This is a genomic window from Streptomonospora salina (genome assembly GCF_014204715.1).
GTDB lineage: Bacteria > Actinomycetota > Actinomycetes > Streptosporangiales > Streptosporangiaceae > Streptomonospora > Streptomonospora salina.
This window is the reverse complement of the sequence record NZ_JACHLY010000001.1, coordinates 653,473-677,035: the sequence shown is the minus strand read 5'-3', so window position 1 is coordinate 677,035 and position 23,563 is coordinate 653,473. Positions and strand designations below refer to the sequence as shown.

Below are 23,563 nucleotides of genomic sequence, written 5' to 3'. Positions count from 1 at the left end.
CCGCTCCGGGCATGCGAAAGGCCGCCGCCCGTACCCCCTGCCAGGTACGGGCGGCGGCCTATGCACGGCCCGGATCAGCGCCGATATGTCCTGACCTGCAGCGACATCAGATGTCGTAGTACAGCTCGAACTCGCGCGGGTGCGGACGCAGGCGCAGGGAGTCGATCTCCTCGGTGCGCTTGTAGTCGATGTAGGTCTCGATCAGGTCCTCGGTGAAGACCCCGCCCTCGACCAGGAACTCGTGGTCGGCCTCAAGGGCGTCCAGGGCGGCGTCCAGCGAGGCGGGGACCTTCTCGATGGCGCCGGCCTCGGCCGGGGGCAGCTCGTAGAGGTCCTTGTCGACCGGCTCCGGCGGTTCGATCTTGTTCTTGATGCCGTCGATGCCGGCCATGAGCATCGCCGAGAAGGCGAGGTAGGGGTTGGCCGACGGGTCGGGAACACGGAACTCCAGGCGCTTGGCCTTCGGGTTGGACCCGGTCAGCGGGATCCGGATGCAGGCCGAGCGGTTGCGCTGGGAGTAGACCAGGTTGATCGGGGCCTCGTAGCCCGGCACAAGGCGGTGGTAGGAGTTGATCGTCGGGTTGGTGAAGGCCAGCAGCGCCGGAGCGTGCTTGAGCAGGCCGCCGATGTAGTGCCGCGCCATGTCCGACAGCTGGGCGTAGCCCGACTCGTCGAAGAACAGCGGGGCGCCGTCCTTCCACAGGCTCATGTGGCAGTGCATGCCCGAGCCGTTGTCGCCGAAGACCGGCTTGGGCATGAAGGTGACCGACTTGCCCTTGGAGTAGGCCGTGTTCTTGACGATGTACTTGTAGAGCTGGACGTCGTCGGCCGACTTGAGCAGCTCGTCGAACTTGAAGTCGATCTCGGCCTGGCCGGCGGTGCCCACCTCGTGGTGCTGGATCTCGATGTCCATGCCGGCGTCGATCAGGTTGCGCACCATCGTCGAGCGCAGGTCGCTGTAGTGGTCGACCGGCTCGACGGGGAAGTACCCGCCCTTGTAGCGCGGCCGGTAGCCCAGGTTGGACTGGCCGTTCTGGGTGCCGGTGTTCCAGGCGCCCTCGATCGAGTCGATGTAGTAGAACGACGCGTTCTCCTGCGTCTGGAAGCGCACGTCGTCGAAGATGTAGAACTCGGCTTCGGGGCCGACGAAGACGGTGTCGGCGATGCCGGTGCTGTTGAGGTAGGCCTCGGCCTTGCGGGCGACGTTGCGGGGGTCGCGGCTGTAGGACTCGCGCGTGAACGGATCGTGCACGAAGAACGTGAGGTTCAGCGTGCGGTGCTCGCGGAACGCGTCGACGACCGCGGTCGACAGGTCCGGCAGCAGCAGCATGTCGGACTCGTGGATGGCCTGGAACCCGCGGATCGACGAACCGTCGAACATCAGGCCTTCGTCGAAGGTGCCCGCATCGACGTGCTCGATGGGGAGGGTGAAGTGGTGGGTGGCCCCGAACAGGTCCGTGAAACGGCAGTCGAGGAACTTGATGTCCTCGTCCCGGGTGAAGGCCAGAAGTTCTTCGGCGCTGCTGAACAAGAGTTACCTCCGTGCAGGTGAAAGAGGTCGCGCGGGCGGTGCCCCGCTTCGTTGCGGTGTCGCGCTCCGGCCTCGCGACCTCCCGGCTACGTCGTCGACGCTAGGAGGGGGCCATTTCCGGTCCATGTCTCCAATGTTTCCCGCGCGTTACGGAGCCCGGCGTTATCGCTGACCATCGTGCATGAGCTGTGGTGACACCCCGAAACCGGACACGCGGAAGGCGTGCGGACACGTGAAGTCGCCGCTTGCCCGTGACCGGAACCGGTTCCCGGTGCCGATACCGTTGTGCCCATGTCCGATGCCGAAGGCGCCGAGGAGGCGCAGTTCCAGTACCGCGGAAACCGGCTGGGGATGCCCGAGCACGGTCCGGGATCGGTCCCGGGCATCGGCAGGCGCATGGTGGGGCTGGTGCTCGACTGGCTGCTGTGCGTGCTGGTGGTGTCGGCGATCGTCGGCGGAGCCGGCGGCGACCCCGCGGCGACGTCTTCGGCCTCCAGCGCGACGCTGCTGCTGTTCGCCGTCTACACCGCGCTGATGCTGTCGGTGTTCGGCACTACGCTGGGCAAGCGCATCACGGGAACCGACGTCGCCTCCACGGGAGAGCGCCCGCTGCCGTGGCCCGTCGCGATGGTGGTGCGCACGGCGCTGCTGTGCCTGGTGATCCCGGCGGTGGTCTACGACCTCGACCATCGCGGCCTGCACGACCGCGCCGCCGGAACGGTCACCCGGCGGCTCTGAGCGGGGCCGGGCCCTAGCGGCAGGGATCGACCGGAGGCGCTCCGCTTCACGCACCCGCCGCGCACCGCCCGCCGGAGACGGCCCCGCGCCGCCCGGCGCACGCCGCGGCCTCCGGCGGGAGCCGCCACCGGTGCTGGCGCCCGCACCGGACGGTGCGCGGAGGACTCCCGAGGTTCGCGGCGGAGGCCGTCCCGCCGCACGCCCGGCGCCGGTGCCTCAGTTCCCGCCGCCCGAGGCCTTGGGGCCCTTGGGCATTTTCGCGCCCTTGGGCATGGGGCCCTTGGGCATCTGCATCGACGCCGGCAGCGCCTTGAGCCGGTAGCGCAGCTCGGCGACCTCGCCCTTGTCCAGGTTGCGCGGCAGCTTGAGCAGCCGGCGCTGCAACTGGGAGATGGGCACCTGCGACTCGCCCTTGCCCACCTGCAAGTCGTAGATCGGGGTGTTGTGCGCGACGCGCGCCACCTTCTTCTTCTCGGCGGCGAGCAACCCCTTCAGCCGGCCGGGGTCGCCTTCGCCCACCAGCACCACACCGGCTTTGCCGACCGCGCGGTGGACGACGTCCATCTGCCGGTTGGCGCCGACCCCGGGCTCGGTGGTCCAGTCGCCGCGCAGGTTGTCCAGCACCGCCGTGGCCGCGCCGAGCTGACCCTCCAGCATCTGGTACTGCAACCGCTGCGTGGCGCGGGTGAAGTAGAAGAATCCGGCGAGGAACGCCACAGCGAAACCGAGCGGCCCCCAGTACAGCCATCCGCCGACGACGCTCCCGCCGGCGACGGCGACCGCGAGCACCGCCAGGAAGATCCCGACCGCGATGGGGATGGTGCGCGGACTCTGCCGGTGCACCACCCGGACGACCATGGCGAACTGCTTGAACCTGCCGGGCGGCTTCTGCGCGCCGCCCTGGTCGGAGGCGCCTTGCGCCGGGGTCGCGGGTGCCTTGGTGTCCTTGGGCTTCTTCGCCATCACATTTCCGGGCAGGGTGCACTCTGCGGTGCACCGACGGGAGCCGCCACTTCCTGCCCGTCCTCCTATCGCTCGAACCTGCTCGTCGGGCGCGCCCCGATGGCCTCGGCCGCACGCCGCTCGTCTGGCCGGTGCAGGCCCACAGCCGAACGCCTCGCCCCGGTGGCCGGCGCCTGTGCCGCGTGCTCTCCTGCCAGGATATGGGCCGCGACCGAGCGAACGTGAGACGGCGGCCCCCGGCCGCCGTCTCAGCTTCGTTACGTTGTCCCCGGCCCCGGTCGCGGACCGCCGGCGCAGCGTTCGCGCAGGATTCAGCTGCCCGCGGCGACCTGCTCGCGCTTCTCGACGGCCTGCTTGTACAGCCGGCCGGCGCGGTAGGAGGAGCGCACCAGCGGTCCCGACATGACGCCCGAGAACCCGATCTCCTCGGCCTCCTCGGACAGCTCGACGAACTCCTCGGGGCGCACCCAGCGGTCGATGGGGTGGTGGTGCTTGGACGGCCGCAGGTACTGGGTGATGGTCAGCAGGTCGCAACCGGCCTCGTGCAGGTCGCGCATGGCCTCGCTGATCTCCTGGCGGTCCTCGCCCATGCCCAGGATCAGGTTGGACTTGGTGACCAGCCCCGCGTCGCGCGCCTTGGTGATGACCCCCAGCGAGCGCTCATAGCGGAATCCCGGGCGGATCCGCTTGAAGATCCGCGGAACGGTCTCGGTGTTGTGCGCCAGGACCTCGGGGCGGGAGCCGAAGACCTCGCCCAGCTGGTCGTCGTCGGAGTTGAAGTCGGGGATCAGCAGCTCGACGCCGGTGCCGGGGTTGAGCTCGTGGATCTTGCGCACGGTCTCGGCGTAGAGCCAGGCCCCGCCGTCGTCGAGGTCGTCGCGCGCCACGCCGGTGACCGTCGCGTAGCGCAGCTCCATCTTGCGGACCGACTCGGCCACCTTGGTGGGCTCCATGCGGTCCAGCGGGCTGGGCTTGCCCGTGGAGATCTGGCAGAAGTCGCACCGCCGTGTGCACTGGTCACCGCCGATGAGGAAGGTCGCCTCGCGGTCCTCCCAGCACTCGTAGATGTTGGGGCAGCCCGCCTCTTGGCAGACCGTGTGCAGTCCTTCGCGCTTGACCAGGGAGTGCAGCGCGGAGTACTCCGGCCCCATCTTCGCCTTGATCTTGATCCAGGACGGCTTCCTCTCGATGGGCGTCTCGCTGTTGCGGGCCTCGATCCGCAGCAGCTTGCGGCCCTCAGGAGTGACGGTCAACGCGGACCCTTCCTTTCCTGCTTCCCTCGTGGGGAGGTCGTGGTACGGCAGCCTGTTCAGGCTCCGGCCGGCTCGGCCTCGCTGGCCGGTCCGGCCTCGCGGGCCGGTGCGGGCACGCGGTCCTGGACGCGGTAGTCCCCGGCGCCCAGCACCGCGGCCAGATGGCGCTCGACGACGGGAACGGCTTCGGCGACGGCGACCTCGCGGCCCAGCTCGGCCGAGAGCGACGTGACGCCGGCGTCGGTGATGCCGCAGGGAACGATCCGGTCGAACCAGCCGAGGTCGTTGGCGCAGTTCAGCGCGAGCCCGTGCATGCCGACCCCGCGGGCGATCCGGCAGCCGATCGCGGCGATCTTGCGTTCCGCCAGGCCGCGGCCCGGATCGGCCTCCAGCCAGACGCCGGTGCGGTCCTCGACCCGCTTGCCCGCCAGCCCGAATTCCGCGAGCGTGCGGATGAGGGCTTCCTCCAGCATCCGCACGTAGGCGACCACGTCGATCGGATCCCCCAGCCGCACGATCGGGTAGACCGTGGCCTGGCCGGGGCCGTGCCAGGTGAGCTTGCCGCCGCGGTCGATGTCGACGACGGGCGCGCCGGGGTCGGCCAGGGGGCGGTCCCCGGCCCCGGTGCGTTTGCCCGCGGTGTAGACCGGCTCGTGCTCCAGCACCAGGACGGTATCGGGGACGCGATCGCCGACCCGGTCGGCGTGCACCCGCTTCTGCAGGTCCCATCCCTCGTGGAAGGGGACGGGAGCCTCGCCGAGGCGGACGAAGACGAGCTCACTCATACATCCCACCATATGCCCCGGGTATGGCTTAGGCGATGTCGGATAGGGCACCGGACAGCTCCGGGCGGAGGAAGGAATAGCCCGCACTCCGGAGGCGTTCGGGCGCGGCCCGCTGACTGACGAGCGCCGCCTCGTCGGCGAAACCGCCCAGTGCCGCCCGCATCGCGAATCCCGGAACCGCCAGGACGGCGGGCCGGTGCACCGCCCGCGCCACCTGCCGGGTGTATTCGGCGTTGGTGACCGGATCGGGCGCGACCAGGTTCACCGGGCCCGTGATGCCGGGGCGCTCCAGCAGGAACCGCAGCGCTGCGACCTCGTCGGCCAGCGCGATCCAGGAGATGTACTGGCGGCCGCTGCCCAGCCGGGCGCCCAGCCCGAGCCGGAACATCGGCAGCACCGTGCCCAGCAGTCCGCCCGAACGCGCGAGCACGATTCCGGTGCGCGCGTGGACCACCGGGATCCCCGCCTCTTCGGCGGGGGCGGTGGCGCCCTCCCAAGCGGCCACCAGTTCGGCCAGGAAGCCGTCGCCGCGCGGGGCGTCCTCGCCGGCGGTCCGGTCGCCGGTATCGCCGTAGAAGCCCACGGCAGAGCCCGACACCAGCCGCGGGGGCGGGGCCTCCATCCCGGCCAGCGCGGCGGCCAGACCCCGCGTGGCCGGCACCCGGCTGTCCCACAGCCCGCGCCGGTAGCGGCGCGTCCAGCGGGCCGGCCCGATCGGTTGGCCGGCCAGGTGCACGACCGCGTCCGCGCCGGCGAGGCGGCCGGTGTCGAGGTAGCCCTCGTCCGGGCGCCACTCGGCTTCGTCCGAGCTGCGTGCGGGGCGCCGGACGACGCGCACCACCCCGTGGCCGTCCTCGGACAGGGAGTCCGCCAGGGCGGATCCGACGAGCCCGGAGGCTCCGGTGATCGCGACTCGCATGCCGCACTCTCTACCCGACCGGGCGGCCGGCACGCCAGAGGATCCGGGCGCCGCGTCCGGGGCCGCCCCGCTAACGCCGTGCAACCGGCGTGGCCGGTTTCCGCCAATCGGCTGCGGTGGCACCTCGGACGCCGATACCGTAGTGTCAGCACGGCAGGACACTACGTAACCGGGTGTTCCGCAGTGAGCGGCGCTCGTGTCGAGCGCCGCGGCGCAGACCTTTGGTGATGGGGATCACCAGGGGGATGGTGAATGGTGGGGTAAAAGCGGGGCGGTACCCGATTCCGGGTACCGCCCCGTCCGCTTTCCGCGTCGCTGCCGGGCAGCTGCGTCAGGCCAACCCGACCTCGGCCTCGAACGCGCCCTCTTCCAGGCGCGCGCGCAGGTCCTGCAGGAACCGCGCCGCGTCGGCGCTGTCGATCAGCCGGTGGTCGTGGGTCAGCGCCAGGTACATCATCGACCGCACCGCGATGACCTCGCCCAGTTCGGGATCGTCGACCACGACGGGGCGCTTGACGACTGCACCGGTGCTGAGGATGCCCACCTGCGGCTGGTTGATGATGGGGGTGTCGAACAGCGCCCCCACTGCACCGGTGTCGGCCAGCGTGAACGTGCCGCCGCTCAGCTCGTCGGGGTTGAGGCTGCCGGTGTGCGCCCGTTCGGTCAGATCGGCGATCTTGCGCGCCAGACCGCCGAGGTTGAGGTCGCCGGCGTCCTTGACCACCGGTACGAGCAGTCCCGGATCGGTGTCCACCGAGATACCGAGGTTTTCGAGGCTGTGGTAGGTGACCTCGTAGTCGGCGCTGTTGATGACCGCGTTGAGCTTGGGGTGGGCCTTGAGCGCCTCGACCGTGGCCAGCGCGAAGAACGGGAAGAAGCCCAGCTCCACGCCCTCGCGCTCCTCGAACTGCGCGGCCGCGCGGTCGCGCAGGCGGGCGATGTCGGTGACGTCGACCTCGACCACCTGCGTGACCTCGGCCGAGATCCGCAGGGACTCCGCCATCTGGTCGGCGATGGTCTGGCGCAGCCGCGACATGGTCTCGGTGGTGCCGCGCAGCTTGGTGTCGGCGACCACGGGGCGGCGGGCGGGCGCGGGCGCCCGCCCGCCACCGCCGCCGGCCTGCCCGCCGCGGCGCTTGCGGGCGGCGGCTTCCTGCACGTCCTGCTTGCGGATGCGGCCGCCGACACCGGTTCCCTGCACCGTGCCGAGGTCCACGCCCTCCTCGGCGGCGAGCTTGCGCACCAGCGGGGTCACGTAGGCTTCGGTGACGGCGTCGGTGTCGGCGGAGCGGCCGGTGCCGCTGACGGTCTCCACATCCACCGGAGGGGTGACGTCCTCGCGGCTGGGGCGCGGCTGGGACGTGGGCGCGGGTTCGGGATCGGGCTCCGCCGGGGCGGCGGCCTGCGGCTGCGGGGCGGGCTCGGGTTCCGGCGCCGGCGCCGGCGCCTGCTCTCGGGGCTCGGCGGCAGGCGCCTCGGCCGCGGGCGCCTCGGCCTGCCCGCCGCCACCGCCGGCGGCCTCGTCCTCCCCGCCGATGACCGCGATCTCCGCGCCGATCCCCACGGTCTCGTCCTCGGAGACGAGAATCCTGGACAGCACCCCCGCCGCTGGGGCGGGGATCTCGGTGTCGACCTTGTCGGTCGCCACCTCCAGGAGGGGCTCGTCGGCCTCGACGCGGTCGCCCTCCTGCTTCAGCCACTGGGTGACTGTGCCCTCGGTGACGCTTTCGCCCAGCTCGGGCATTGTTACGGAAGTCGGCATGGTTCCTCTTAAGTGGACGTGCGGAACGCGGGGAAACGACGAAAAAGCGGGGCGAGCCCCGGCCCGCCCCGCGATCGCCTACTCGTGAACGTGCAGCGGCTTTCCGGCCAGTGCCAGATGGGCCTCGCCGATCGCCTCGGACTGCGTGGGGTGAGGGTGCACGAGCTGGGCCACTTCGGAGGGAAGCGCCTCCCAGTTGTAGATCAGCTGCCCTTCCGCGGTCAGCTCGCCCACGCGGGAGCCGATCATGTGCACGCCCAGGACCGGACCGTCCTTCTGCGCGATGACCTTGATCGAGCCCTGCGTCTGCAGGATCTGGCTCTTGCCGTTGCCGCCGAGGTTGTAGTCGATCTCGACGGTCTCGTAGCCGCGCTCCTGGGCCGTGGCCGAGGTCAGGCCGACGGAGGCGACCTCGGGCTCGGAGTAGGTGATGCGCGGGACACCGTCGTAGTCGATCGCCGGCGGGTTGAGCCCGGCGATCTGCTCGGCGACGTAGATGCCTTCGGCGAAGCCGGCGTGTGCCAGCTGCAGCGTCGGGATCAGATCGCCCACGGCGTAGATGTTGCCCACGCCGGTGTGCATGTTCTCGTCGACCTTGACGAAGCCGCGCTCCATCTCGACGCCGTTGTCCTCGTAGCCGAGGCCGTCCGAGACCGGAGCGCGGCCGATGGCCACCAGCATGGTCTCGGCCTCCAGCGCCTTGCCGCCCTGCAGGCTGACGCTGACGCCGGAGTCGGTGGTTTTGACGCTCTCGAACGGGGTGTTGAGCTCGTACTTGATGCCGCGCTTGCGGAACGCCCGCTCCAACTGCTTGGAGGTGGACTCGTCCTCCAGCGGGAGCAGGTGCGGAAGCGCCTCGACGATGGTGACCTCGGCGCCGTAGGAGCGGTACACGCTGGCGAACTCGACGCCGATCACGCCGCCGCCCAGCACCACGACCGACTCGGGGACGTTCTGCATCTCCAGGGCGTGCTCGCTGGTGATGACCTTCTCGCCGTCGATGTCCAGACCGAGCGTCTTGGGCTTGGATCCGCTGGCCAGCAGGATGTTGGCGCCCGTGTAGACGGTGTCGCCGACCGTCACCCGGTCGCGCCCGGTGAGACGGCCCTCGCCCTCGACCACGGTGATGCCGTGGGCCTTGATCAGGCCGGTCAGCCCCTTGAACATGCGGGAGACGACCTTGTCCTTGTAGGCGTTGACGCCCGCCATGTCGATGCCGTCGAAGGTCGCTTTGACACCGAAGGTCTCGCTGTCCCGCGCGGCGTCGGCGACCTCGGCCGAGTGCAGCAGCGCCTTGGTGGGGATGCAGCCGACGTGCAGGCACGTGCCCCCGAGCTTGTTCTTCTCGATCAGGGCGACCTTCATGCCCAGCTCGGAGGCGCGGATGGCGGCGGCGTAGCCACCGCTGCCGGCTCCCAGGATCACCAGGTCGAAGGTGCCGCCGTTCTCACTCACGGGAAGGACACTCCTTGATGTGGATGTGAATGTTCGTCTGGATCGGACGCGTCCGCGGGGCCGGGCGGGGTGGCGCCCGGACACCGCTGTCTTTTCGTCGGGGCGTGCCGAGGCCGCGGGCCGGCTCTGGCGTCAGTCCCCGCGCGCTGCGTGGTTCTCCGCGATCCGCACCAGGGTGCGGGTGGCGGCACCGGTGCCCCCCTTGGGTGTGTACCCGAAGGGGCCGCCCTGGTTGAAGGACGGTCCGGCGATGTCGATGTGGGCCCAGTGCGTGCCGTCTTGGATGAACTCCTTGAGGAAGAGGCCCGCGCTGAGCATCCCGCCCCAGCGTTCGCCGGCCACGTTGGCGATGTCGGCGACGGAGGAGTCCAGGCCCTGGCGCAGTTCCGGGGGCAGCGGCATGGGCCAGGACTGTTCCCCGGCGGCGGTGGCGGCGGCCACGACGCCCTCGCGTACGCCGTCGTCGTTGGCCATGACGCCGAAGACCCGGGTGCCCAGGGCGACCAGCTGTGCCCCGGTGAGGGTGGCGACGTCCACGATCAGGTCGGGCGCGTCCTCGTGCGCGCGCACGAGCGCGTCGGCCATCACCAGGCGGCCCTCGGCGTCGGTGTTGAGCACCTCGACGGTCGTGCCGCCGTAGATCGTCAGCACGTCGGAGGGGCGCTGGGCGCTTCCGCCGGGCATGTTCTCGGCGATGGCGAGGTAGGCCACCGCGTTGACGGACGGCTGAAGCCGCGCGATGGCGCGCATGGCGCCCAGCACCGCTGCGGCTCCGCCCATGTCGGACTTCATCCAGTCCATGCCGGAGGCGGGCTTCAGCGACAGGCCGCCGGAGTCGAAGGTGATGCCCTTGCCCACGAACGCGACAGTGCGGCTCGCCTCGGGGTGGCTGTACTCCAGGCGGACCAGTCGCGGCGGGTTGTCGGAGCCCTGGCCGACACCGACGAGGCCGCCGTAGCCGCCTTCGGCCAGTGCGGTCTCGTCGAGGACCTCCACACCCAGGCCTTCGTCGCGCGCGACCTCGGACGCGATCTCCGCGAGGTCCTCGGGCACCAGGTCGGCGGGGGCCGTGTTGACCAGGTCGCGGGTGAGGCCCACGCCGTCGGCGAGGGTGGCGGCGCGCTCGGCGGCCTCCTGCGCTCCCGCGGTGGTGCCGGTCACCAGCAGTTCGTCGGCGGGGGTGCGGGCGTTCTCATCGGTGCGGTAGCGGACGAAGGAGTAGTCGCCCAGCAGGGCGCCCAGTGCCGCCGCCTGCACCAGTTCGGGGGTGTCGGCGGGCAGCGCCAGGGCGATGCGGGACTGGCCGGTCCCGCGCGAACGCAGGGCCGCGCCCGCGGCGCGCGCGACGGCGTCGGGGTCGGGGGATTCGCCGGAGCCCGGGGGTGCGCCGAGGCCGACCGCGATCACCACCGGTGCGGTCACCGCGCCCTGGCTGGGGACGCTGCGCACCTCCTCGGCGGCGCCCGTGGCGCCGAGCAGCGACAGGGTCGCGCCAAGGCCGCCGGGGAAGGCGGCGTCGACGGTGTCGGCGCCGGACGCGGGCCGGGGCCCGTCGTCCGCCGGATGGTAGCCCACCACCACCGCGTCGACGTCGAGAGAGGCGGGGGATTCCGTATTTACTGACAACGACGTGCTCACGTCCCCGATGCTAGCTCTTGTGACGTGCCCCCGGGCACCTGGCCCGCGGCGCGGCCGCGCATGCGGACGACGATCGCGCCGGTCGGCGCCCGGGCGGAGCCGGCCCGTCGGGTGGGGAGCGCGGAGGCCGCGGACCGGCCTGGAACCGCTCCGACGCGGGCCCCGTCCGGTGAAGTCGGCGCGGTGGCCCCCGGACACCGCTCACCTGCGGCTCGGCCGAAGCGGCGGCGGCCCGGCGCACGGGCCGCCGGGGCGGAGCCGCCCGCCCGCTGCGACGCCGCGGCCGAGGCGGAAAAGCGCAGGTCGCCCGGTGGACTGAGGGCGGAACCGGCGCGGTCGGGTGCGCTGGAGCGGCGCACAGCAGGCGCTGTGAACAAATGTGACGATGCCAACAAGCCCTACTCGTCGGTAGCCCGCCGGCGGGGTGAGCGGGCGGCGGCACCGGAAGGCGGGTGCGGCCGGCGTGCTCAGGCCGCGCCGGCGGCGGCGACCACCAGGACCGCGGTGGTCGCCGTTTCGGACAGGGCGCCGAGCGTGTCGCCGGTGATGCCGCCGGTGCGGGCGACCGCGCGGGCCAGCAGTGCGGCGGCGGCGCCCAGCCCTGCGGCGGCCGCGGCGGCGCACCACAGCGCGAACGGGCCGCCGCCCGTGGCGAACCCGGCCGCGGCGGCCGCCAGGAGGACCGCCCCCGTCGCCGCGCCCGCGGCCCGGTAGGGAACCGTTCCGGATACGAACGCGCCGAGCCCCTCGGGGCGGGCGGGGGGCACCCGCGGGGTGCACGCCCAGGTGATGGCCAAACGGCCGGTCGCGGCGGCGGCGACCAGGGCCGCGGCCGCGGCCGCCGGAGAGGCGCCGGCGATCGCGCCGAGTGCCGCGGCCTGGGCGGCCAGCACGAGTACGAGGGTGATCACGCCGAACGGCCCGATGTCCGAGCGCCGCATCACCTCCACGGCCTGCTCGGGCGGGCGGCCGCTGCCCAGGCCGTCGGCGAGATCGGCCAACCCGTCCAGGTGCAGTCCGCGGGTCAGCAGCGCCAGCGCCCCCACGGCCGCGATGCCCGCCAGGAAACCCGGCAGGCCGGCGGCCGCCGCCAACACCAGAACGGCCGCGCCGGCGGCTCCCAGCAGCGCGCCGACGAGCGGCGCCGACACCATGGCCCAGCGCGCAGCGGTGCGGTCGACCCGCGGCGCCGCGACCGGCACCGCCGTCAGCGTGCCCGCGGCCATGCGCAGCCCGTCGAGGCAGTCGCGCAGCCGGCCGCCGCCGGCCCGTTCGCCGTCCGAGCCGCGGCGCGGGTCGTCCGCGGAGCCGGGATCGTCTGCAGAGGGCATAGGGATCGCCTTTCGTGGATGAGGGGCGGAGCTCGGACCCCGCCCCGCCGACCGGTGTGCGCCCGGAACCGGGAACCCTCCGGGGGCGCCGGGGCGACCCGCCGGGGAGACCGCGGCGACGGGGCCGTGCGGCGCGAAGGGCCGGGCCTGTGCCGCGGGGCCCCGGGCGCCCCGCTCCCGCTGCGCGGCACCGCCGCCCGGGGCGGCTCCGGGCCGACTCCCGTTCCGGATCCCGGCGTGGGCTCGGCGGCACCGGACAGCACGCGCCCGCGCCCGCGCCCACGCCCACGCCCCTCGCCGCAGTTCGCCGCGGTGGCAGGTCCCGGGCGGACTAGTGCAGCTCCAGTACGCGGCCCGCCGTTGCCAGAACGACTTCTTCGGACTCGGCCGCCAGGAGCTGGTTGGCCCGGCCCAGCCAGTCGCGGAAGAGGCCGCCGCTCACGGTCGGCGGCACCACGCCCGAGCCGACCTCGTTGGTCACCGCGACGACGTAGGCCGGGCACTGCCGCCACACCTGGAGCAGTTCGTCCAACCGCGCCTGGAGCCGGTCTTCGGCGTCGGCGGGAGGCCGCTCCTGCCACAAGCCGCAGTCCTCCATCGCGCCGGCCAGCCACGTGCCCACGCAGTCGAACAGAACGGCGCCCCGGGCTTCGCGCAGTACCGCGGCGGCGTCGGGCGACTCTTCGGTCTTCCACCACGACGGGCGCCGGGCGCGGTGCTGTTCGACCCGGCGGGCCCACTGCTCGTCGGCCGCGTCGCCGGCGGGGGAGGGGCCGGTGGCCAGGTAGGTGACCTCGGCCTCGCCCAGCAGGCGCCGTTCGGCCTCGGCCGACTTGCCGGAGCGGGCGCCGCCGGTCACCAGGACGCGGTGCGGCCCGTGCGCGCGCTCGGGCGGCCAGGCGGAGGGCGGGCACCACAGCTCCTGGCCGTCGGAGGGTGCCGAGGCGCCCCACAGCCGGGCGCGGCGGTCGAACTCCGCGGGCGAGTGCACGCGGTGGTCGCCGCCGACGGCGAGGACGGCCGTGGACTTGGCGACCGCCCCGGCGCGGCGCAGCGCGCCGATCGCGGCCGGTGACGCGCCGACGTCGACGATCGCCACGTCGACCCGGTGGCGGGGTGCTCCGGGATCCGGGCCGTCCCCGGACGCGCGGGAATCGGAGTCCTCGCCCGGTCCGTCGGCGTCCGCGCCGCCGGGCGCGGGCGGGTCGGCCGGAGCGTCGGGCCGGGCGAGCAGGAGGCGCCCGCCGCCGGGGCCCTCGACCCGGGTGCCGTAGGGCGTCACCTCCACCGTGTAGCCGGAGGGGGGAGCGGAGACCGCGTCCGCTCCGGGCTCGCGCAGAGTGAGCACGTCGTCGACGGTGATCCGCAGCGGAACGCGGCGGTTGTCGGCGGCCCGGTTGCACGAAGCGCAGCGGCAGCGGGGAGCGGGCCATCCTTCGGGGCCTGAGGTGCCGGAGAGTCGGAGTCGCACGGTGGCCAGTCAACAGCATCGGGGTCGGGGACGACCGGAGCGCCCCCCCCGGGCGAGTCGGCGACGCCGCCCCAGAAGGCGGAGGCGCGTGCCGGGCCGGATCCGGTCGGCGGGCACAGCCTATGCTCGGGGCGCGCCTCCGGTGCCTGTGCCGGAGCGCGCAGAACGAGTCGGCGATGGGAAAGGGCGGCATATGGCCTGGAGTTGGCGGTATGAGACCGAGCACGGTCGGCCTCTGGAGGACGGCGCCCTGCCGGGCGAGCAGTTCTCGTCGCGCGGCGACGCCGAAAGCTGGCTGGGGGAGAACTGGCGCGACCTGGTCGACGGGGGCGCCTCCCGCGTCACTCTGCTCGAGGACGACCGCCCGGTGTACTCGATGAGCCTGGACGACCCCGCCTGAAGCACGGCGCCCCGCGAGCGCGGCCGCCCGCTTCGCCCGCGGGCGAAGCGGGCGGACCGCCGCCGGGAGCAGGATCCGCCCCGCCGCGGCCCCGGGGCCGCGGGTGCGCTCCCACGGCTCCGGGGCGCCGCCGGATCGGTTCGACCGGCGCCGGTCACGGCCGTTGGGCGGGGCTGACCGTCAGGGACGGATCGCGGCGGACGGCGTCGCCGAGGATCTCGTCGATGCTGCGCATCAGGTCGTCGTCGAGCCGCACGCCCGCCGCCGCGGCGTTGTCCCGCACCTGCTCCGGGCGCGAGGCGCCGATGATCGCCGAGGAGACGTCGTCGTTCTGCAGCACCCAGGCCACCGCCAGCTGGCCCATGCTCAGGCCGGCCTCCGCGGCGAGGGGCTGCAGCCGCTGGACGCGCTCCAGCACGTCGTCCTCCAGGAAGCGGCTGATGAACCTGCCGCCGGTCTCGTCCGTGGCGCGCGACCCCGCCGGGGCGTCCTGACCGGGCCGGTACTTGCCGGTGAGTACGCCCTGGGCGATGGGTGAGAACACGATCTGGCCCAGACCGCCGCGCCGGGAGGCCGGAACCACCTCGGGCTCGATCGCCCGCCACAGCATGCTGTACTGCGGCTGGTTCGACACGATCCGGTCCAGCCCCATCTCCCGAGCGAGCTCCAGTGCGCGCTCGATCTCCTCGGCCCGCCACTCCGAAACGCCGATGTAGCAGACCTTGCCTTGGCGCACCAGGTCGTCGAAAGCCCGCAGGGTCTCCTCCAGCGGGGTTTCGTAGTCGAACCGGTGCGCCTGGTAGAGGTCCAGGTAGTCGGTGCCCAGTCGCCGCAGCGAGTCCTCGCATCCGCGGACGATGTGCTTGCGGGACAGCCCGCGATCGTTCTTGCCCGGACCCATCGGCCAGTAGACTTTGGAGAGGATCTCCAAGCCGTCCCGGCGCTCGCCCTTCAGCGCGCGTCCCAGGACCTCCTCGGCCCGCCCTTGGGCGTAGACGTCGGCGGTGTCGAAGGTCGTGATGCCTTCGCCCAGCGCCGCGTGCACGCACGCGGTGGCGGACTCCTCCTCGATCTGGGAGCCGTGGGTGATCCAGTTCCCGTACGCGATCGCGCTGACGACCAGTCCGCTGCTTCCAAGATGCCGGAATTCCATGCGGAGCAGCCTACGACGGGCCGGGGGTCGGCGCGCCCGCGGCTCCGGGCGCGCCGACGGTCCGCGGAATCAGCTGCGGGGCCGGGGCACGGCCTGGCCGGGTTTGACCTTGGGTTTGGGCAGCCGCAGCCGACGGACCTGCAGCTGGCGCACCGCGGCGTACCAGCCCACGCCCCGCACGGTGGAGTCGCCGGGGAACAGTTCGCCCGCCCGGCGCTTGACGCTGCGGGCGATGTAGATGCCCTCGGCGATGATCGTGACCATCATGGCCGGCCAGATCACGTAGGTGACGACGACCTGGAACTCGGGGATGGGCAGGAACAGCAGCAGGATGACGGCGATCGAGAAGTAGAGGAAGAACTCGCTGACGCTGCGCCGGGCGTCGACGACATCGCGCGCGTACGCGCGGACGGGCCCGTGGTCCTGCGGGCGGAAGTTGCGGTCCTCGGCCTGCGGCCCCCCGCCTTGGCGCTTGTTGTTGCCCGGGCCCGCCTCGCGCGCGCGGCGCTCGCGGTAGGCCCGGTAGGCCTCTTTGCGGGTCTGCGGCGCACTCACCGGTCGGCGCAGCGCAGGCTCGGACTCACGGCGCTTGGGCGTTGGCGAGCCCTTCTTGGGGGTATATCCCTTAGGTTGGGTGGCCCCAGAAGCGGCAGGGCCGGACGCGGCCGGATCTTCGGATGCGGGAACGGAGCGACGTCGGAACACGTCTACCAGGGTAGCCGGTCCGAGCTTCATGGCGACCCACCGCCCGAGAGCGTAGGGTTGGATGCAGCGCCCGCCGGGAACAGCCGATACACGGACCGAGAAGGGGACGGCCACGCCGATGAGCGTGTTTCAGCGACTTTCCATGATGTTCAAGTCCAAGGCGAGCAAGGCCCTGGACTCGGTCGAGGACCCGCGCGAAACCCTCGACTACTCCTACCAGAAGCAGCTGGAACTGCTGCAGAAGGTCCGGCGCGGCGTGGCAGACGTCGCGACGTCGCGCAAGCGGGTCGAGTTGCAGGTGCAGCAGCTGGAGCAGCAGTCCGGCAAGCTGGAGACCCAGAGCCGCCAAGCGCTGGAGCAGGGCCGCGAGGACCTCGCCCGCGAGGCGCTCACCCGCCGCTCGGGTCTGCAGTCGCAGATCGACGGCCTGCACCAGCAGCACGAGCAGCTCCAGGGCGAGGAGCAGAAGCTGACCCTGGCCGCCCAGCGCCTCCAGGCCAAGGTCGACTCCTTCCGCACCCGCAAGGAGACCATCAAGGCCACCTATACCGCTGCTCAGGCCCAGACCCAGATCAGCGAGGCCTTCTCCGGCATTTCCGAGGAGATGGGCGACGTCGGCATGGCCGTGCAGCGCGCCGAGGACAAGACCTCCGAGATGCAGGCCCGCGCCGGCGCGGTCGACGAACTCCTGGAGTCGGGCGCGCTCGACGACGTCACCGGCAGCTCCAAGGACGACATCCAGTCCGAGCTCGACCAGTTGGCCAGCACCACCGGCGTCGAGAGCGAGCTGGAGCGCATGAAGCGCGAGCTCGGCCAGGGCTCGTCGTCCTCCACGGGTCAGATCGAAGAGGGCGGAGCCGGAGCCAACGGCGGCCAGACCCAGTCCTACCGTCAGGGGGAGGGAGCATGATCGTCCGCATCATGGGCGAGGGCCAGCTCGACCTCTCCGACGCCGACCTCGACCTGCTCAACCAGTTCGACCGCACACTCGAAGAAGCCATCGAGTCCGGGAGCGAGGACGTCTTCCGCGAAGCGCTGCGGGACCTGCTCGCACGCGTCCGCCAGGACGGCAAGCCGCTGCCCCCGGATTCGCTGGAGCCGTCGCAGTTCATCCTTCCCCATGCCGACGCGGGCATGGACGAGGTCCGCACCATGCTCGGTGACGAAGGGCTCATTCCCGACCTCACCTGAGCCCGGGAGCGCCCTTCCCGCATCGTCTCCCGCCCGGCTGTGCGATGGCCGCCGCGCCCTGCGCGGCGGCCATCGGCGTCTTCCGGGGGGCGGGCACCGGCTCCGCCGGGACCCGCCCCGAGGCGGCGCGCCGTGTCCGCAGGGACGGCGGCACGTGCGCCGAGCTGGCTAGACTGCAGGTGTCCGGCCGATCGACCCGGGTTGCGCACCGGCGCCGCGCACCGGCCGGCGGGCCCGGCCGCCGCCGGGGCCGAACCGTGCAAGCGGACGAAGGGGTGCCGCAGTGGCTGGTTCGAAATTCCGCACCGACCGCGGGCTGACCGCCCGCATGGTCGCCACCATGTCCCTGCTGGGGATCCTCTACGTAGCGTTCGTCGCAGCCCTGTACCTGGCGGGCATGCCGCTGTGGCTGCTGGTGCTGGTGGTGGTCGGCGTCGCGGCCTTCCAGTACTTCGCCTCCGACAAGATCGCCGTGTTCTCCATGGGCGCCCGCGTCGTCTCGCCCGAGGAGGCTCCGGAGCTGCACGCCGTCGTCGACCGCATGTGCGCGATGGCCGACATGCCCAAGCCCAAGGTCGCCGTCGCCCGCACCGACGTCCCCAACGCCTTCGCCACCGGCCACAACCGGAAGAACGCGGTCATCTGCGCCACCACCGGCATCATGCGCCGCCTGGACAACGCCGAGCTGGAGGCCGTGCTCGCCCACGAGCTCTCGCACGTGGCCCACCGCGACGTGATGGTCATGACCATCGCCGGATTCCTGGGCATCATCGCCGGTTTCCTGACCCAGATGGGGCTGCGTTTCGCACTGTTCAGCGGCGGCGCCCGCAACAACAACGGGCCCGCCCCCGCGGTCGTGGCCCTGGCGGTCGTCGTGATCAGCGCCGTCGTGTGGGGGCTGAGCTTCCTGCTGACCCGGGTGCTGTCGCGCTACCGCGAGCTCTCGGCCGACCGCGCGGCCGCCTACCTGACGGGCCGCCCCTCTTCGCTGGGCAGCGCACTGACCAAGATCAGCGGGGACATGGCCCGCATCCCCAGCAACGACCTGCGCAAGGCCGAACCGTTCAACGCCTTCTTCTTCACTCCCGCGGTCGCCAAGAAGGGCTTCAGCCTCAGCCGGCTCTTCTCCACCCACCCGCCCGTCGAGCAGCGCTTGGCCCAGCTCTCCGACATCTCCCGGCAGCTGGGCTCCGGCACCTGAGGCGGCCGGTGCCGAGCCGCGCCTACCGCACCGCACAGCCGAACACGGGGAGGACCTTCGCCATGAGTTTCCTGCGCGCCCTGCTGGGGCGCTCCAAGCCGGCCCAGCCCGACCTCGACGCCCTGTTCGGTCTGCCCTCGGCGGCCGTCACGCTGCAGGCCACGGCGGGACTGCAGCCCACCGGAACCGGGTCGGTGGCCTTTCGCCCCGCCGAGGGCCGCGCCTTCGACGAACTGCAGCAGAGCGTGACCGAGCTGCTCAACACCGGCGGCGGTCCCCGGGTCGAGGCGACCACCGACGAATACGGCTACACCTGGCTGGTGCTGGAAGCGCCCGCCCAACCGGCCGACCCCTCCACCGGAGGCATCAGCGAGCTGGTCACCGACATCCACGCCGTCAACTCCTCCTTGGAGGCGCACGGCTTCGGGCCCTCGCTGCTGTGCTCGCTGGTCGCCTTCGACGACGGCGGCGGCCGGCGTGTAGCGCTCGTGTACCTCTACAAGCGCGGCACGTTCTATCCGTTCGCGCCCTTGCCCGGCCAGCGCCGCGACAACGCATTGGAACTGCAGGTCGAGTCGGCCGTGGGCCGCGACCTGGCTGTGGAGGACGACAAGGCGCGCTGGTTCCCCGTCTACGGAGCGCCGGGCTTGTGAGCGGGAGAGCCCCCGCGGAGCCCGGACGGTCCGTCGCGGGTTCTCCGCCGGAACCGGCGCGCTCGGATCCGGCCCGAACCCCGCGACGTGCGGAGCACACAGGCCGCCCCCGGTCTGGCGGGCGCAGCGTGGCCGACGGCACACTGGTCGGGTGCGTATCGTCATAGCTGTAGACAAGTTCGCCGGCACCCTCAGCGCAGTCGAGGCGGCCGAAGCCGTGGCCGAGGGGTGGCGTTGGGCCGACCCCGGCGCCCGGACCCGGCTGCTTCCCCTGTCCGACGGCGGCCCCGGGTTCGTCGAAGTCCTGCACACCGCTCTCGGGGGCACACTGCACGAGACCGAAGCCACCGGCCCGCTCGGCGGGCCCGTTCCGGCTCGGTATCTGATGTCGGGCGCCACCGCCTACATCGAGAGCGCCCAGGTCTGCGGCCTGCACCTGGTGCCCCCGGAGCGGCGCGACCCCGGCGCGACCACCAGCCGGGGTGTGGGCGAACTCATCGCCCACGCTGCGGCCGCGGGAGCGCGCAGCGTCGTCGTGGGCCTGGGCGGCAGCTCCTCCAACGACGGCGGCGCCGGCATGCTCGCCGCGCTGGGCGCCGAACCCGCTGACGCGCTCGGTAGCGGCGGCGCGGCGCTGAGCGCGCTGCCGGCGCCCGTCGACCTCACGGCCGCGCGCACGGCCGTGCGCGGCGTCTCCCTCATCGCCGCCACCGACGTCGACAACCCGCTGCTGGGGCTGCAGGGCGCCAGCGCCGTCTTCGGACCGCAGAAGGGCGCCGACGCCGATCAGGTGCAGCGCCTGGACACCGCGTTGGGCGCCTTCGCCGAGGCCACCGACCCCGGCGGTCTGGGCGAGGAGGCCGGGGCGGGCGCGGCCGGCGGTCTGGGCTACGGCATGCTGCTGCTCGGCGGCGCTGTGGAGTCCGGTGTGGCCCGCGTGCTGGGAGCCGTGGGGCTGGCCGAGGACGTCGCATCGGCCGATCTGGTGGTCACCGGCGAGGGCTCGTTCGACACCCAGTCGCTGCGCGGCAAGCTCCCGCACGGCGTGGCGCAGGCGGCCGCCGACCAGGGGGTGGCCTGCGTGGTCCTGGCCGGGGCCGTGGCCGTGGGCCGCCGGGAGGCCGCGGCCGCCGGCATCTGCGAGACCTACTCCCTGGTGGAGGCGGCGGGCTCCACCGAGGCCGCGCTGAACGATTCCGCCGCGCAGTTGCGCGCGCTCGCCGCGAACGTCGCCCGGCGCTGGTCCGGCGGGCGCGCCCGTTCGGCCGACGCCGCCCGGTGATCCGCGCCGCGGCGGGTGCGGTCCGGCCCCGTCCCGGCCGGCCCGCGGGGGTCGTCGCCGGTCGCGAGGATGGCGGCGGCCCCGACGAGCACCTAGTCTGGACGGCAGCAGCATTGCGCGTCCCCGCCACGGGCAGGAATGCAGAAGCGGCCGCGGGCGTTGACCGTTCGGGTCGACCAGTGCCAGTGGCGGCCGCCACGCTTTAACGGAGGAGCTAGCAGATGACGGTTCAGAGCGAGGCCCCCGCGCAGGGCATCATCCTGACGGAGACGGCGTCGAGCAAGGTCCAGGGTCTCTTGGAGCAGGAAGGGCGCACCGACCTGCGGCTTCGTGTCGCTGTGCAGCCCGGCGGCTGCTCGGGGCTCCGCTACCAGCTGTTCTTCGACGAGCGCGAGCTCGACGGCGATGTCGTTCGCGACTTCTCCGGTGTCGAGGTCGTCAGCGACCGGATGAGCGCCCCCTACCTCGTGGGCGCCACTATCGACTTCGTCGACACGATCGAGAAGCAGGGCTTCACGATCGACAACCCCAACGCCACGGGCTCCTGCGCCTGCGGCGACTCGTTCCACTAGAGACGAGTGCCGCCGGCCGCCGTCCCCGAGTGCCGGGCGGGGCGCGGTCGCGCAACGCCCGCAGACCGTCCGAGGGTCCGCGCCCCGCAAGGGAGCGCGGACCCTCGGCGTGTGCGGGGCGACCGCAGTCCTGTGCGGGCGCGTTCCCCGGAGTCCGCGGCGGCGCGGAGATGCGCCGAGGAAAGCGTATAGCGGAACGGAAAGCGTGTGGCGGAACAATGCCGAATCGGTTTTCGTCGTGCGTCGGCGGTGCCGGGCGCAATTCTCCCGTTCCCGCCGCGATGGCGGTCCGGAGCGGAAACGTCCGCTAGTAGACCCACTCTGACCAGGGAAAACGCATCCCCGTCGCGGGTGCCTTCTTCGGACGAATCCGGCATCGGTAGGCTTGAGAACCGTCCATTCTCCCCGACTCAAGGAGCCCTCTGCAGTGCGCATCGCGGTTACCGGATCGATCGCCACCGACCACCTGATGACCTTCGACGGACGGTTCTCCGAACAACTCATCGCCGAACAGCTCGAGCAGGTGTCGCTGTCGTTCCTGGTGGACGAGCTTGAGGTGCGGCGCGGCGGCTGCGCCCCCAACATCACCTTCGCCATGGGGGTCCTGGGCCTGAGTCCCTACCTCGTGGGTGCCGCCGGGGCCGACTTCGACGAATACCGCGCCTGGCTGGAGCGCCACGGGGTGGATGCCACCGGCGTGCACATCTCCGAGCTCCGCCACACGGCGCGCTTCGTCTGCACCACCGACAACGACCACAACCAGATCGCGTCGTTCTACCCCGGCGCGATGGCCGAGGCGAGCAACATCGAGCTCAAGCCGCTCTCCGACGGCGTCGGCGGCTACGACCTGGTGCTCATCAGCGCCAACGACCCCGGCGCCATGACGCGCCACAGCCAGGAGTGCCGCGACCGCGGTATCGCCTTCGCCGCCGACCCGTCCCAGCAGCTGGCCTTCATGGACGGCGAGCAGGTGCGGGAGCTGATCGAGGGCGCCACGTACCTGTTCACCAACGAGTACGAGAAGGCCCTCTGCGAGCAGAAGACCGGCTGGAGCGAGGACGAGATCCTCGACCGCGTGGGCACGCGCGTCACGACGCTGGGCGCCAAGGGCGTGCGTATCGACCGCAAGGGTGAGCCGTCGGTCAACGTCGGCCCGGCCGTGGTCGACGAGAAGGCCGACCCGACCGGCGTCGGCGACGCTTTCCGCGCCGGCTTCCTGGCGGGGCTGTCCTGGGGGCTCTCGCTGGAGCTCGCCGCCCAGATCGGCAACTGCATCGCGGTGCACTGCCTCGGGGTCAACGGTCCGCAGGAGTACAAGCTGACCGCGTCCAGCCTGCTCGACAAGATCACCGCCTCCTACGGCGAGGACAGCGCGCGCGAGGTCAAGCCGCACCTGTCCTGAGCCCCGGGGGGTACAGGCCCACCGGCGCCGCCCCGTGCGGCGCATTCGGTGGACGGGCCTTCTCGGCGGAGGGTCGCGGGCGTCTCGGCCCGCTCGCGACTCACGCCGGGGAGGCCCCTTTCCGTTTCCCGGCGGCCGCAGCGACCGTCGGGCATCCGGCCGTGCACGGCCCGGTCCTGCACGGATGCGGAAGCGACCGCGGCCGAGGGGCGGGGCCGCCTCCGGGGATTCCGGGTCTCCCGCGGCGCGCCCCGGGCCGCGACCGGCTCCCGGCCCGGGAACTGCGCACCGCGGAAGGTCGGCACCGAGCTTTCAGCCGCCGGGGGCCCGTCCTCTCCGGCAGCGGTGGTGCCGCTCGGGTGCCGGACGCCCGTCCTGCCCCGGGCCGTCTCCGGTGAGGAAGTCGAACAGCGCGCGCTCCAGTTGGCAGGCGCCCTCGGCCGGGCGGTTCCAGGGGACCCGCACCAGGGACGTGCCGGTGCCCTCCGGCGCGCCGATCCACACGGTGGCGCCGTGCGGATCGAGCTCCCACAGCCACGCCGCTCCGCGGGGCGCGTGCGGCAGGCGCTGCACGGCGCGGGTGAGCTCGTCGCGGTAGCGGTCGTTGACCCGCTCGATGATCTCCTCGGCCGGTACGGTCCCGGGGTGCGGGCGGGCGAGTGCGAAATCCGAGCCCTCGATCATCCCGGCGGCGTCGTAGGTGTGATAGATCACCCGGTGCACCGTCGCGCGCAGGAGCACGGGAGAACCGGGTTCGCGGCGCCGTGCGGCGGCGGCGAGCAGTGCCTCGTCGGGGTCGCGTTCCCATACGGCCAGGGCGGCTGAGCGCCGGTCGGCGGCGGGGACCTCTTCCAGGCTGCCCTGGCACCACATGCGAGCGCGTACAGTAGAGATGCGACCCACACGCCGAAGCGCGGACAGATCGATATCGACCCCCGGGCCGTGATCTGTGCGCCGCCCCTCCCGCACCGCCTCGTGCAGCGGGTGGAGGTCCGCGACCCACAGGAGTACGCGGCCGGCGTGATCGACCGCCCCGCGTGCGTTGAAACACGTCGCGGGATTGTCTGCCAACGCCGCTGCGGTGGGGGTCGCCGTGGCGGCAAGGGAGCGGATCCGTTCGGTTTCGGACGGGCTGGGTTGTCGCATGACACCTCCTAG

22 protein-coding genes are annotated in these 23,563 nt (G+C 72.5%); 9 read left to right on the top strand and 13 right to left on the bottom strand.

All coding sequences use genetic code 11. From position 1 onward, the window contains the following. Positions 1–106: 106 nt before the first annotated feature. On the bottom strand, positions 107–1,531 hold the full coding sequence (gene glnA / locus HNR25_RS03080; RefSeq protein ID WP_184633231.1) for a type I glutamate--ammonia ligase: 1,425 nt from the start codon (positions 1,529–1,531) through the stop codon (positions 107–109). A gap of 291 nt (positions 1,532–1,822) precedes the next feature. On the opposite strand from glnA, the gene HNR25_RS03075 reads away from it, so the two are divergent. After that, entirely contained in the window at positions 1,823–2,269 is a 447-nt protein-coding gene (locus tag HNR25_RS03075; RefSeq protein WP_246463506.1) for an RDD family protein, read from the top strand. Positions 2,270–2,485: 216 nt separating this feature from the next. On the opposite strand, the gene HNR25_RS03070 is transcribed toward HNR25_RS03075, so the two are convergent. From HNR25_RS03070 to HNR25_RS03030, 9 genes are all read right to left on the bottom strand, one after another. Next, positions 2,486–3,232: a DUF4191 domain-containing protein gene (locus HNR25_RS03070; RefSeq protein WP_184633230.1), complete on the bottom strand. Its 747-nt coding sequence runs from the start codon at positions 3,230–3,232 to the stop codon at positions 2,486–2,488. A gap of 311 nt (positions 3,233–3,543) precedes the next feature. Beyond that, positions 3,544–4,485, bottom strand: a complete 942-nt coding sequence (gene lipA, locus HNR25_RS03065) for a lipoyl synthase (RefSeq protein ID WP_184633229.1) — start codon at positions 4,483–4,485, stop codon at positions 3,544–3,546. A 56-nt stretch (positions 4,486–4,541) separates the two neighbouring features. After that, positions 4,542–5,270 carry a lipoyl(octanoyl) transferase LipB gene (gene lipB, locus HNR25_RS03060; RefSeq protein WP_184633228.1) on the bottom strand — a complete coding sequence of 243 codons (729 nt, stop codon included), beginning with the start codon at positions 5,268–5,270 and terminating at the stop codon, positions 4,542–4,544. Between the two features lie 28 nt (positions 5,271–5,298). Then, the gene (locus HNR25_RS03055; RefSeq protein ID WP_184633227.1) at positions 5,299–6,189 is read right to left on the bottom strand and encodes a TIGR01777 family oxidoreductase; all 891 of its coding nucleotides are present in this window, start codon (positions 6,187–6,189) and stop codon (positions 5,299–5,301) included. A 331-nt stretch (positions 6,190–6,520) separates the two neighbouring features. Then, complete coding sequence (sucB, locus tag HNR25_RS03050; RefSeq protein WP_184638749.1) at positions 6,521–7,933, bottom strand: 2-oxoglutarate dehydrogenase, E2 component, dihydrolipoamide succinyltransferase; 1,413 nt, start codon at positions 7,931–7,933, stop codon at positions 6,521–6,523. Positions 7,934–8,029: 96 nt separating this feature from the next. Further along, positions 8,030–9,406 carry a dihydrolipoyl dehydrogenase gene (lpdA, locus tag HNR25_RS03045; RefSeq protein WP_184633226.1) on the bottom strand — a complete coding sequence of 459 codons (1,377 nt, stop codon included), beginning with the start codon at positions 9,404–9,406 and terminating at the stop codon, positions 8,030–8,032. A gap of 132 nt (positions 9,407–9,538) precedes the next feature. Beyond that, positions 9,539–11,044: a leucyl aminopeptidase gene (locus HNR25_RS03040; RefSeq protein WP_184633225.1), complete on the bottom strand. Its 1,506-nt coding sequence runs from the start codon at positions 11,042–11,044 to the stop codon at positions 9,539–9,541. Between the two features lie 467 nt (positions 11,045–11,511). After that, complete coding sequence (locus tag HNR25_RS03035; RefSeq protein ID WP_184633224.1) at positions 11,512–12,375, bottom strand: adenosylcobinamide-GDP ribazoletransferase; 864 nt, start codon at positions 12,373–12,375, stop codon at positions 11,512–11,514. A 331-nt stretch (positions 12,376–12,706) separates the two neighbouring features. Continuing rightward, positions 12,707–13,738, bottom strand: coding sequence for a bifunctional adenosylcobinamide kinase/adenosylcobinamide-phosphate guanylyltransferase (locus HNR25_RS03030; RefSeq protein WP_184638747.1), 1,032 nt, complete (start codon positions 13,736–13,738; stop codon positions 12,707–12,709). 301 nt (positions 13,739–14,039) lie between these two features. On the opposite strand from HNR25_RS03030, the gene HNR25_RS03025 reads away from it, so the two are divergent. Next, the gene (locus HNR25_RS03025; RefSeq protein WP_184633223.1) at positions 14,040–14,246 is read left to right on the top strand and encodes a hypothetical protein; all 207 of its coding nucleotides are present in this window, start codon (positions 14,040–14,042) and stop codon (positions 14,244–14,246) included. Positions 14,247–14,400: 154 nt separating this feature from the next. On the opposite strand, the gene HNR25_RS03020 is transcribed toward HNR25_RS03025, so the two are convergent. After that, positions 14,401–15,399, bottom strand: a complete 999-nt coding sequence (locus HNR25_RS03020; RefSeq protein WP_184633222.1) for an aldo/keto reductase family protein — start codon at positions 15,397–15,399, stop codon at positions 14,401–14,403. Positions 15,400–15,468: 69 nt separating this feature from the next. Beyond that, positions 15,469–15,954 carry a DUF3043 domain-containing protein gene (locus HNR25_RS03015; RefSeq protein WP_312862324.1) on the bottom strand — a complete coding sequence of 162 codons (486 nt, stop codon included), beginning with the start codon at positions 15,952–15,954 and terminating at the stop codon, positions 15,469–15,471. Positions 15,955–16,222: 268 nt separating this feature from the next. Between HNR25_RS03015 and HNR25_RS03010 the strand changes: the two genes are divergently transcribed. From HNR25_RS03010 to HNR25_RS02980, 7 genes are all read left to right on the top strand, one after another. Continuing rightward, a complete protein-coding gene (locus HNR25_RS03010) occupies positions 16,223–17,014 on the top strand; it encodes a PspA/IM30 family protein (RefSeq protein WP_184633220.1) in 792 nt (263 codons plus the stop codon). Continuing rightward, entirely contained in the window at positions 17,011–17,295 is a 285-nt protein-coding gene (gene pspAA / locus HNR25_RS03005; protein WP_184633219.1) for a PspA-associated protein PspAA, read from the top strand. The genes HNR25_RS03010 and pspAA overlap by 4 nt, the downstream gene beginning before the upstream one ends. A 283-nt stretch (positions 17,296–17,578) precedes the next feature. Then, positions 17,579–18,496 (top strand): zinc metalloprotease HtpX, encoded by a 918-nt coding sequence (gene htpX / locus HNR25_RS03000; RefSeq protein WP_184633218.1) that lies wholly within the window; start codon positions 17,579–17,581, stop codon positions 18,494–18,496. Between the two features lie 62 nt (positions 18,497–18,558). Further along, complete coding sequence (pspAB, locus tag HNR25_RS02995; RefSeq protein WP_184633217.1) at positions 18,559–19,149, top strand: PspA-associated protein PspAB; 591 nt, start codon at positions 18,559–18,561, stop codon at positions 19,147–19,149. Positions 19,150–19,300: 151 nt separating this feature from the next. Continuing rightward, entirely contained in the window at positions 19,301–20,431 is a 1,131-nt protein-coding gene (locus tag HNR25_RS02990) for a glycerate kinase family protein (protein WP_184633216.1), read from the top strand. A gap of 221 nt (positions 20,432–20,652) precedes the next feature. After that, positions 20,653–21,003, top strand: coding sequence for a HesB/IscA family protein (locus tag HNR25_RS02985; protein WP_184633215.1), 351 nt, complete (start codon positions 20,653–20,655; stop codon positions 21,001–21,003). Positions 21,004–21,430: 427 nt separating this feature from the next. Beyond that, the gene (locus HNR25_RS02980; protein WP_184633214.1) at positions 21,431–22,405 is read left to right on the top strand and encodes a carbohydrate kinase family protein; all 975 of its coding nucleotides are present in this window, start codon (positions 21,431–21,433) and stop codon (positions 22,403–22,405) included. 312 nt (positions 22,406–22,717) lie between these two features. Here HNR25_RS02980 and HNR25_RS02975 read toward each other — a convergent pair whose 3' ends face one another. Continuing rightward, entirely contained in the window at positions 22,718–23,278 is a 561-nt protein-coding gene (locus HNR25_RS02975; protein WP_184633213.1) for a hypothetical protein, read from the bottom strand. Positions 23,279–23,563 lie beyond the last annotated feature (285 nt).